The sequence below is a fragment of the Acidithiobacillus sp. YTS05 genome (assembly GCF_024396695.1).
In the GTDB taxonomy this organism is placed as follows: Bacteria; Pseudomonadota; Gammaproteobacteria; order Acidithiobacillales; family Acidithiobacillaceae; genus Igneacidithiobacillus; species Igneacidithiobacillus copahuensis.
Genome location: NZ_CP094359.1, coordinates 2,392,927 through 2,402,500, shown reverse-complemented (window position 1 = coordinate 2,402,500; position 9,574 = coordinate 2,392,927). Strand labels below are relative to the sequence as shown.

Genomic DNA, 9,574 nt, shown 5'->3' with positions numbered 1-9,574 from the left:
CGATCTGGCCGCCAGCTTCCAGCAGGCCATCGTCGACACCCTCGTCGAAAAGTCCCGGCGGGCACTGCAGCAAACGGGTTTTGGACAGCTCATCGTGGCCGGTGGCGTCAGTGCCAATCGTCTGCTTCGGAGCAAGCTGCAGGCGACGCTCGCGCCGCGGGCGCAGGTGCATTTCCCGAGCATTCGCCACAGTACCGACAATGCGGCGATGATCGCCCTGGCTGGATCGATCCATCTGGAGAAGGCCCATACCGCTTTGCACCCGCTACGGGCGCGTGCGCGTTGGCCCTTGGAGGAGCTATGAAAACCCCGCAGGCAGCACCTTTTTCCCTCGATGACCTGATTCAGGACGAAGCCGAGCGCAATGACGATTTTGCCGAGGGCCTTGACTGGCAGCAGACCGGTCATTTTCCGGAAGCGGTCAAATCCTTTCGTAAGGCTCTGGACGCCGAGCCGGATTCCCCCCTGTTCTGGACCTTCTATGCCTGGGCGCTGGCGGAATCCGGCGATGTTCATGGCGCCATTGCCGCCTGCCGCAAGGCCATTGGCCTCGATCCGGAATGGGGGATCGCCTGGAATGATCTGGGGGAATACCTCATGGAAAGTGGCCGGATCGAAGAGGCCCTCTTCCCTATCCGCAAGGCGCTGCGCAGCAAGCATTTCGATCGCCAGCATCTGGCGTATATGAATCTGGCACGTTACTACCTGCATCATGGTCAGTTACGACGTGCGCGCCAGGCGGCCGAGGAGGCGCACCGCTTGCTACCGATCTTTCATCCCGCCAAGGAATTGGCCGAGTGGATTCGGGAACGCCAGGAGGCGTGGGGCATTGACGATTGATGGTAATAGCGCTGGAGCGTGAGCCACGCCTTTCGCTATACTTCGGGTGCCCATCCCCAGCCAAGGAAGATTCATGAGCACCGAACTTTGGTACACCGAACGGTATGAAGAGCATGGCGCGGCCCTGAGCCTGAAGGTGCGCGAGGTGTTGCACCGCGAGCAAAGTCCCTACCAGACCATCGAAATTTTCGAGACCGAGCATTTCGGTACCCTGATGACTTTGGACGGCCTGGTGATGCTCACCGACCGGGACAACTTTCTCTACCATGAAATGATGACCCACCCGGCGCTGTTTGCGCATCCGGCGCCAAAACGGGTGCTGATCATTGGTGGCGGGGATTGCGGCACGCTGCGCGAGGTCCTGCGTCACCCCGAAGTGGAACTGGCCGAGCAGGTAGAGCTGGATGAGCGCGTTACCCGGGTGGCGGAGCGCTTCTTTCCGCTGCTCTGCGAACGTAATGACGATCCGCGCTCACGTTTCCATTTTCAGGATGGCATCGCCTGGGCAGAGAATGCCAAACCGGGCAGCTATGATCTGATCATCGTCGACTCCACCGATCCGGTGGGGCCAGCGGCTGGACTCTTTGGCGAGGAGTTCTATGCGGCGTGCTTCCGTGCCCTGGGCGAGCAGGGTGTGCTGGTTGCCCAATCCGAGTCGCCGCTACTCCATGCCGATCTCATCCGCCAGTGCCAGCGGCGGATGCAGGGCGCCGGTTTTGACTCGGTGGATACCCTGTTCTTCCCGCAGTTTGCGTATCCCTCCGGCTGGTGGAGTGCCACCTTGGCACGCAAAGGGGTCGAGCGCAATGCCTTCCGCCGCAAGGATGCCGAGCAGATGCAGGGCCTGCAGTATTATCACGCAGATATGCAGGCAGCGGCGATGGTGGCCCCAGCATTTCTGCTGCCTGAACATTAAGAGACGCTTCTGTCTCGTTATCTTGTTGTTTTGTAGAGAAAAAATTATTTATCTTGGTTTCATAATGCTGTAACAATTCTTTGCTACACTGCTCCCACTAAAAGAGCTGACCGGATTGCGGTCGGCTGGAGGAAGGGAGCGTGTAGCATGTCGAATCTGATTCGGCTGATTCAACCTGTGTCTGCTTTGCGGCTGGGGGAAATCTCGATCCCCAACACCGAGCGCGATCTCGTTGCCCCGCGCGGCTGGCAATATTTTCCCCAGCCAGTTGCCATCCCCAAAGAATGGGGGCTCCAGCGTGTTCTCGTCTACCGCTATCTACGCGGACGCGACCGATCCTGGGAGCTCTATCCCTGGTGGCGCTATCCCAAGGCGCGCTGGCCCAGATTGCCAGAGGCCCGGAGTGTCCTTCGCAGCTGTTTAGTTGCAGACGACGTCAAAGAGGAGCCCATAGCCATCGGTTCCGGACGCCATCTCTGTTTGCGGCAATCCGCGAATGGTCTTTATTTCCTTTTTTTCGATCTTACTCTCGCGGATGCGGCCAGTTCAGACGTTTTGGACGTCATACTGAACGACTTGACGGAGACGTTGCCCGTGCAGGTACCCTTTTTCCCACCCATTTTGGCTCCAGAAAAACAGCTACTCCGCTTGTTTATGCAGGGAATGAGTAGTGTAGAGATTGCTCAGGTGCTATCTACGGAACCGCAAAAGATTAACAAATCCATTAGGCGAATCACCAGGCTTTTTGGAGCTGTCGATCGCGACGAGTTACTGGTTTGCCTATGGCAGGCCTATCGGAAAAACAAAGCCTGGTTTTATGAGGAAAATTATGAATAAGTCACTTAACTATATGGTTATTATTTCTGGTCTCGTCCTGCTCCTGCCGGGCACGTGTTTCGCGGAGGAGAAGGGACAGGATCTGCCTTTCCTGCATCGTTATCCGGGCAGTTCCATTTACCACTACGACCACATACGTTTTGATGAGGCCAACATGCCTCTGGGACCCTTCATCGACAAGGCTGCGACCCAGTCTCAGCCTGTCCAGGGCGAGTTGGTTTACATCTACTACAAGAACCCCATGGACCGTTCTCCTTTGGAGATCATGAGCAACTACCAGCAGACCCTGCAGCAGGAGGGCTTCAAGATCCTTTGGCAGTGCGCAAACGATGCCTGTATCGCCAAGGGCTATAGCCACCAGGTCAGTTTTTATACTGACCCTATCTGGCGCGGCGCGGGAGATAATTTCGGTACCTATTTCGGGCCAGGCGGGGGCCGCATGAGTACGGCCCGCCTGGACTCCCCCAACGGCTCGCAAACTTGGGTCTATTTATGGGTAGGTAGCCATAACGGTCCTTATGCTGGGAAAACCTACATCTACGCCGTACAGACCAAGCCCATGCAGACCGGTCTGGTCACCGCTGACCGGGAACTGTTGACGGCAACGGAGATGGGTAGCGCCCTGGCACAGCAGGGCCGCTTTTCCATGCACATCCATTTCGACTACAACAAGGCAACCCTGCGACCTGACGCCCTGCCGCAGATCCAGCAGTTGGCGCAGACCCTTCGCCAGCATCCCAACTGGACCATTGGGCTGGACGGTCACACCGACGCGGTGGGATCGGCGGAATTCAACCAGCGCCTTTCGGAAGACCGCGCCCGTGCCGTGAAAGCGGCCTTGGTTGCCGATGGCGTGCCCGCACAACAGATCGCTACGCGTGGCCTGGGGGCGACACAGCCGGTGGCCGATAACAGCACAGACGCCGGGCGGGCCAAGAATCGTCGCGTAGAGGTGGTCAATCTTACCCCTGGATTTGTGCCGACGGCGGGCACGACGGGTGCGGGTGGAGCTCCCGCGATGGCAACTGCAGGCGCCGGGGGCGTGGGTTCGGCGCCTTCCATGGGGGGGGCAGCGGGTCAGGGGCCCTCTCAGAATTCTGCTAATCAGCCTGTACCTGCACCGGTGCGACAGATCACGGATACGGCTACCGATGCCGCGCAGTCGGAACTTCGGTATCAAGTGTCTCGCGGTGTCAGCAATCTGGTCGGCGGTTTGTTCAATCACTAGAGAAATCTCATCTTCCGGGGTAATGCTCAGTCAGGGGGGGCGTAACAGTGCAAAGGAAACGAATCGGCGCGAAGCGCCAATTTGGGCAAGGCATGACAGAGTATTTGATTGTCGTCGCCTTAATTGCGGTTTCATCCATTGTGGTTTTTTCGCGCTTTGGTCAGACCATGCGCAATCAGGTGGCCGGCCTGACTCACGAATTGGTCGGCACGGACTCTACCAAATATGGCGTGAAATATGCGAAACAAAAGGCTCAGTATGCGGCCGATAATGCTCAAAAAACAAAAAGTATGTCTGACTACAGTTCGTATAAGGATTTGCAGAAGAGGTAAAAGAAATTTTTCTTGCGTAAGCAAGGATCCCTTGTTGTAAATCACTCAACTGATGGAGGTGTTTTATGAAGCAGAAGTTCATTGCAGTAAAGAAGTCTGTGCGTGAGGCTGGTCAGGGCATGACCGAGTATCTCATCGTCGTCGCTCTGATCGCGATTTCCGCCATCGCGGTGTTTTCCTTCTTTGGCCAGACCATGCGGCATCAGGTTGCCGGTATCGCCGCAGAGTTGTCTGGAACCGATTCAGGCACGAACGTGAGCAATGCGAAGGGTACGGCTAGTGATGCGAACAGCAAAGGCACAGTGCAGAAGAGCATGGGAGACTATAGCTCTGCTAACGTGCTAAACGGTACAAAGTAAAAGAACCCCTGCTTGTAAGCGACCGCTTTGGCGGTCGCATTTTTCCGCAAGGGCGTGGAAGCTGCGCGTCCTTGCTGAAGGACACTTTCATACTTTTGACTCTGTTGCGAGCAATTGTTAGTAGGATTTTTGTGGGGGGGCTGGATGCGAGGCGTGAATTGGAACGCAAAGACTGGCAAGCTTCGCCAGAAAACACACTCTGGCAAAAATCGGGAGTCCGGGCAGGCCGCGCTCTTTGCGTTGCTGCTGATACCAGCAGCTATTGCTGGCGTTTTGCTGGTCTTCAATACGGGCCAGATCACCGCCAGCAAGCTCAAGGTACAGAACGCCGCCGATGCCGCCGCCTTCAGCGCCATGGAGCTCCAGGCTCGGCAGATGAATCTCGACGCCTATCTCAACCGCGCCATGCTCACCAACCAGATCGCCATCGGCCAGGCTGTCAGTATTCTCTCCTGGTCGCGTTATGTGGGGCGAGTAGGGGAAAATATTCACACCTTGATCCAGCCCTACAAAGATTTAGCGAAATTCATACCCTATATTGGAACAATGCTATCTCAATTTATTGGCTCTTATCAGAAAGCAATTGAAACCACGGCAAAAGGTGTAAAAGCTTCTGGCACTACGTATGCCGGAGCCTTTATATATGCAGCTAATCTTATGGACGCCACCTATGCAGGAGCCTCATCCATCTTCAATGCTGCGCTCAGCAAATCAGCGCAATACGGGCCGATCCAAAAGACTGTCGAACAGGTCGTCAAGCTCAACGCTGGACCGGACGCCCGGGTGCTGAATTATACCGCTGCCGGCTACGCAGCAACTGTCGCGCCCTATTGGATTGCCCGGCGAGGCTTCGTCACCACCTGGGGCGGCAGCGCGGACCCCAAGGGATCGGATCCGGGCGGCCGTGCGCGCATGGCCGGCATGATCAACGAGGGAAGCCAAGCATTTGCCAAAAACCGTGATCATGGATTTGGAGAGGGTCTCTTCAACTTTGAACTATTAGGGATTGCCGGGGTTGGTAGCCGCAAAAGTGGTGGCAGCCAACTTAGCCTTAACAGTAAAGGATACTATGTTTGGTCAGGTGCGGACTCCGTGCAGAGTTATCTCTGGTATCGAAAATACGGTCTGTTTGGCGGGAAAAGAACGATTTTCAACAACGCCTGGGCTTGGGGTGGGGCGTGGTCACTGCCTAGTGAAAGCAGTTTCCGATACTACCAAACGGACTATACCAATCGTATCTGGCGCGACCCCTATGTAGACCCGCAGAGTGCTGGTGATCAGAAATCTGCAGTGGACCGTGCAGGCGCCGTCTATCAAGATGCTTGGCAGAGGGATTGGCGCGGCATGAATAAAATAGTACAGGATGATTCCGGTCGTTTTGGACCAGATTCCCTTTCTGACGTGGGAATTGGGCGTGCAGACACCCGTGAAGGGAAAGGTATTGCTCGCTACCGCGATCTGGTTTGGAATGGCAATCGTCCGCGCGAGGACATGACCGACAGCGCCCCACGCTATCTTGTGGTTGTTGACCTCCCTGTCGCTAAGGTCCGGGACTCGGCAACGGCTCTCGGTATCAGCCACGATCCTGATGCTGGCAATCCGCGCCTTGGTTGGTTGAACATGCATCTGCTGAGCAAAGGTGCCGGACGCAACGAAGGCGTGCGCGCTGCCGCTGCGGCCCAGATCTATTTTCGTCGACCTCAATCCCTCTGGCCGCGAAGCGATGGCCTTGACGAGCGGGCGAATCTTTTCAGTCCCTTTTGGAGTGCGCGTTTAGTGGATCTCAACACCACTGAGAAGGCGCAGGTACTTGCTTTGAATACTATGGAGTAACAAATGACTTTACTTCGGAAACGATCGCCAGGAGTGTTGATTGTACTCACCGCCTTGTCTGGCGGTCCTTCGGCTTTGGCAGCGGATCCATCAGGCAAGCATGAACAGGATGGGTTTAAGGAGTTCTTGGCGAGGCCGACGGCACCCAAGGAGATACTCCAGTCGAAATCGCTGCAAGGGCCAAAGGATCCCTACCCGGCTGCAGATGCCCTCATGCGGCACAACGTGGGACGGTGGGCAGATCTGGACTGGAAGGGCATGCAAGCTCATGACAATTCCAGCGCTGGCTATGGTGGAGACGAAATCGTCGATCGCCCGATACAGGCCAAGATTCAGCAAATTAACGCCAAATCCTTGATGAGTTGTCGTGCACTCAGCCAGTTCGATATGCCCCAGGGCTTCACGCTGTCGGATGATCTGCACGATTTTGTAATCAATCCCGAGGCGTTGCAGGCGAGTCTCGCCCTGCAAGGGATGCTGTTTGCGCCAGAGTCCACCAAACACTGGATGATTTTGCAGCTCTCCTGGCAGCTTGCTGGTCATGATATGCCGCATTGGGACGGGACGCAAAGCGCGGAATACACAAAGCTGCAAACCTTTTGGCGCATGGTGCCGTTTGTCGCTACCGGATCCGTATCGCAGTTGCACAAGGCTTTTATTCAGGCCGCAGCAGCGCAGGGCTACGTTTTTGATCCCCCACCCAAGGTTCCGGGCTGGAAGGCAGGGGATGAGTTCATGACTTTCACTCAGCAGGTTACCCCAGTGGTCATGAATAACGCAGTGATCGTTATCAGCGATCCCGGCACGGACGATGGCGATTCGGAGTCGGCGGAGGATAGAAAACTGATGCAGAAACTGCACAATACCGGCTGGCGCTGCCTTGTGTTCAATGACTTGGCGAAGGATTGGTTAACAAGGGTTAATCCAAAAACCAACCTTCCCTATCAGCTTAGAGATCTCAAGTTGGGGTATATTCTTCAAAGCTCGGTGATCCCTTTAGGAAAGAAGACCGAAGAGTTCACCAGGGCGCATCTGAAAGAACGCCTGGATAAGGAGAGGAAAATGGCCCCGGCGCAGTTGGCGGCCTATCGTAAGGCGGAAGACAAACGTCTGGCATTAGACGTTACGAAGAATGCGTCAACATTCCAAAAGAAAATGCTAGAAAGCGCTGAATACCTGGATAAAGGTGCAGAAGCAACAAAATATTATGAAAAAATATATCCAGAATTGCGTAAGATGGGTATGCCAGAAGAGCAGATTCAACAGATGAAGTCGCAAATGGCTGAGGCAGCCACAATCGAAAAACAAGGCGCGAAAGATTTGCGCGAATACATTCACCAAGCCAACACACAATGAGGGAGGCGTCCTTGGCCCAGTCAGGTATAGCAAGGGTTCCAGAAATTCTGGCTCGTAGAGCATCCCGGGAAAGGGGACAGGCCCTCACCGAGGTCGTCGTGGTGGCGGGTTTCGTGCTCGTGCCGCTACTCATCCTCGGCGTATACGTGGGCAAATGGGGATATTTGCAGGATCGCAGCATCGAAGCTGCCCGCTATGCCGCCTGGGAGCGGGTGGTATCGCCGGCAGCGCCCCCCGCCGGACGCGACTGGGCTTCTCTCAAGTCGGACGCTGACCTGCAGAAAGAGGTTTCCATCCGCTTCTTTGGGGGGCGGAATGAACGGCTTACCGCTGTCACCGGCAGTGCCGGGGCTGCGGGGCTGGCTGCCGGTTCCAGCCGCGAGCCTCTGCTGCGCAAGCACGACTGGCAGCCCCTACTGGTGCAGCGCGAGCAGAACATCACCGTGGCGACCCGACAGGAGGCCTTTGATGGCGGCTGGACAGAGGGCGTTATGAACGCCTTCGGAAAACTTGTTACCGCGGGCGCCAGGATCCCCCTGCAGATGACCGGCCCTACGGTAGCCGCGGTGACGGTATCGGCGGCTGGTCTGCCGCAGCGGATTTTTGCCGAGGTGGGGCTCGCTGATCCACTGCAGTTCAAAGCACAGGCGGCGGTCTTGACGGACCCTTGGACGGCCAATGGACCAGGAGAGGAAGAGCGGCTGCTCCGTGAAGGAATCATGAAGCGCCAGGAGACACTGTCGAAGACGAAGGTGGGCTTCAGCATCGCTGGCCAACTCTTTTATCTGGCAACTTGGCCACTAGGCAAACTGGCCGAAGAATTTGAAAAACATTGGAATGACCCCGATCGCGACCGTCTGAAAATCGATACGGAGCAGCAATTTGGGGATCGTTTGCAGCCCTATCCGCAGATCCCACCGTACCCGGGACCGTGATCCGATGGCCAAAATGCGCCTGCTTGCCTTGTTGGCGTTGGGTCTTGCGGCACTATCGTCCTGCGCTCAGGCAGAGGAATTGCCCCTCTGGCCCCTGCCAGAGAGTCTGGGCGAGAGGCCTTTGGCCAAAGAAATGCGCCTCAATGGTGTACCCGTGAATATGGCTATTTTCGGCGGCAGGATGAGCGTTGATGAATTCCGTCGGGCTATGGAGCGCAGTTGCAAGGCAGAACGTGGAAGCTTCCAGGCGATGGCATTTGGCATGAGGCAATTGTGGTCGTGTATTCACGAGCCTTATTCGCAGACGGCGCAGTGGCAACAGGTAGGCAATCACATCCAGGGGGAGCTTTCTACCTTGCGGATGGACGCTCACGCCGAGCCCCATCCCCTGCCGATCGCTCTGCCCGATGGGACCGCCCTGCAGTCTGATCTCGAAACGCTGGACCCCGGTGGCAAAGAGGGCCGAGTTCTCGTGCTGCAAAGTGGGCTGAGCGTTGCGCAACTGCGTGCCTGGTTTCTCCGCCAGGCGCAGGCGCACGGGTGGAAAGTGGCGGACGCGTTGAGCACAGCCTCCACGCGCCTGAGTCTGGCGAGGGCGGACGGGCGTCTGGATATTGCCTTCCCCGCCCATGCCGGGCTGGGGACACAGGTTGTAATCGTTTGGCAAAAAAGGAAATGAGGAAGATCAGCTATGAAACCAGAAGCAAGAAGCAGCACTGCAATCTGCAAGACGCAAAGAGGACAATCGATGATCGAATACCTGGTGGTGCTGCTTGCGGCGGTTGTTATTTTACTCGCCCCCATCCCCTCAATCGTTCCGGGAAAATTGCCAGACAACGCCTCCGTGCTGACGCAGCTTTCCGCGGCGCTGCGCGGCTTCTACAGCGATTACTCCTGGGCGGCATCCCAGCCTGTGGTTAATTGACACTGAAAAAGGA

Annotated in this window: 12 protein-coding genes (1 of these 12 cut by a window edge); all 12 read left to right on the top strand. The window is 56.4% G+C overall.

All coding sequences use genetic code 11. From position 1 onward, the window contains the following. Positions 1 to 304 carry the 3' end of a tRNA (adenosine(37)-N6)-threonylcarbamoyltransferase complex transferase subunit TsaD gene (gene tsaD, locus MQE22_RS11875; RefSeq protein WP_215870803.1) on the top strand. It extends 698 nt beyond the left edge of the window, so the window shows 304 of its 1,002 coding nt (coding positions 699-1,002); the start codon falls outside the window, past its left edge; the stop codon is at positions 302 to 304. Beyond that, entirely contained in the window at positions 301 to 840 is a 540-nt protein-coding gene (locus tag MQE22_RS11870; RefSeq protein ID WP_215870802.1) for a tetratricopeptide repeat protein, read from the top strand. Before tsaD ends, MQE22_RS11870 begins: the two co-directional genes overlap by 4 nt. Before the next feature lie 73 nt (positions 841 to 913). Continuing rightward, the gene (speE, locus tag MQE22_RS11865) at positions 914 to 1,756 is read left to right on the top strand and encodes a polyamine aminopropyltransferase (RefSeq protein ID WP_215870801.1); all 843 of its coding nucleotides are present in this window, start codon (positions 914 to 916) and stop codon (positions 1,754 to 1,756) included. A 147-nt stretch (positions 1,757 to 1,903) separates the two neighbouring features. Continuing rightward, positions 1,904 to 2,593: a helix-turn-helix transcriptional regulator gene (locus tag MQE22_RS11860; RefSeq protein ID WP_215870800.1), complete on the top strand. Its 690-nt coding sequence runs from the start codon at positions 1,904 to 1,906 to the stop codon at positions 2,591 to 2,593. Next, positions 2,586 to 3,821, top strand: a complete 1,236-nt coding sequence (locus MQE22_RS11855) for an OmpA family protein (protein WP_215870799.1) — start codon at positions 2,586 to 2,588, stop codon at positions 3,819 to 3,821. The genes MQE22_RS11860 and MQE22_RS11855 overlap by 8 nt, the downstream gene beginning before the upstream one ends. Positions 3,822 to 3,868: 47 nt before the next feature. Then, positions 3,869 to 4,153 carry a pilus assembly protein gene (locus tag MQE22_RS11850; protein ID WP_319643730.1) on the top strand — a complete coding sequence of 95 codons (285 nt, stop codon included), beginning with the start codon at positions 3,869 to 3,871 and terminating at the stop codon, positions 4,151 to 4,153. Between the two features lie 65 nt (positions 4,154 to 4,218). Further along, entirely contained in the window at positions 4,219 to 4,512 is a 294-nt protein-coding gene (locus MQE22_RS11845; RefSeq protein WP_215870798.1) for a pilus assembly FimT family protein, read from the top strand. A gap of 153 nt (positions 4,513 to 4,665) precedes the next feature. Next, positions 4,666 to 6,345 (top strand): pilus assembly protein TadG-related protein, encoded by a 1,680-nt coding sequence (locus MQE22_RS11840; RefSeq protein ID WP_255789754.1) that lies wholly within the window; start codon positions 4,666 to 4,668, stop codon positions 6,343 to 6,345. Between the two features lie 3 nt (positions 6,346 to 6,348). Continuing rightward, complete coding sequence (locus MQE22_RS11835; protein WP_215870796.1) at positions 6,349 to 7,701, top strand: hypothetical protein; 1,353 nt, start codon at positions 6,349 to 6,351, stop codon at positions 7,699 to 7,701. An 11-nt stretch (positions 7,702 to 7,712) separates the two neighbouring features. Continuing rightward, positions 7,713 to 8,636, top strand: a complete 924-nt coding sequence (locus MQE22_RS11830) for a hypothetical protein (RefSeq protein WP_226827760.1) — start codon at positions 7,713 to 7,715, stop codon at positions 8,634 to 8,636. 4 nt (positions 8,637 to 8,640) lie between these two features. Further along, positions 8,641 to 9,315, top strand: coding sequence for a hypothetical protein (locus tag MQE22_RS11825; RefSeq protein WP_226827758.1), 675 nt, complete (start codon positions 8,641 to 8,643; stop codon positions 9,313 to 9,315). 12 nt (positions 9,316 to 9,327) lie between these two features. Beyond that, a complete protein-coding gene (locus MQE22_RS11820) occupies positions 9,328 to 9,561 on the top strand; it encodes a hypothetical protein (RefSeq protein ID WP_215870795.1) in 234 nt (77 codons plus the stop codon). The last annotated feature ends 13 nt before the right edge of the window (positions 9,562 to 9,574 follow it).

What these genes read in the sequence shown, in the direction of transcription:
- MQE22_RS11870 (WP_215870802.1), top strand. Translation starts at nt 301, where the DNA reads ATGAAAACCCCGCAGGCAGCACCTTTTTCCCTCGATGACCTGATTCAG.
- speE (WP_215870801.1), top strand. Translation starts at nt 914, where the DNA reads ATGAGCACCGAACTTTGGTACACCGAACGGTATGAAGAGCATGGCGCG.
- MQE22_RS11860 (WP_215870800.1), top strand. Translation starts at nt 1,904, where the DNA reads ATGTCGAATCTGATTCGGCTGATTCAACCTGTGTCTGCTTTGCGGCTG.
- MQE22_RS11855 (WP_215870799.1), top strand. Translation starts at nt 2,586, where the DNA reads ATGAATAAGTCACTTAACTATATGGTTATTATTTCTGGTCTCGTCCTG.
- MQE22_RS11845 (WP_215870798.1), top strand. Translation starts at nt 4,219, where the DNA reads ATGAAGCAGAAGTTCATTGCAGTAAAGAAGTCTGTGCGTGAGGCTGGT.
- MQE22_RS11835 (WP_215870796.1), top strand. Translation starts at nt 6,349, where the DNA reads ATGACTTTACTTCGGAAACGATCGCCAGGAGTGTTGATTGTACTCACC.
- MQE22_RS11825 (WP_226827758.1), top strand. Translation starts at nt 8,641, where the DNA reads ATGGCCAAAATGCGCCTGCTTGCCTTGTTGGCGTTGGGTCTTGCGGCA.
- MQE22_RS11820 (WP_215870795.1), top strand. Translation starts at nt 9,328, where the DNA reads ATGAAACCAGAAGCAAGAAGCAGCACTGCAATCTGCAAGACGCAAAGA.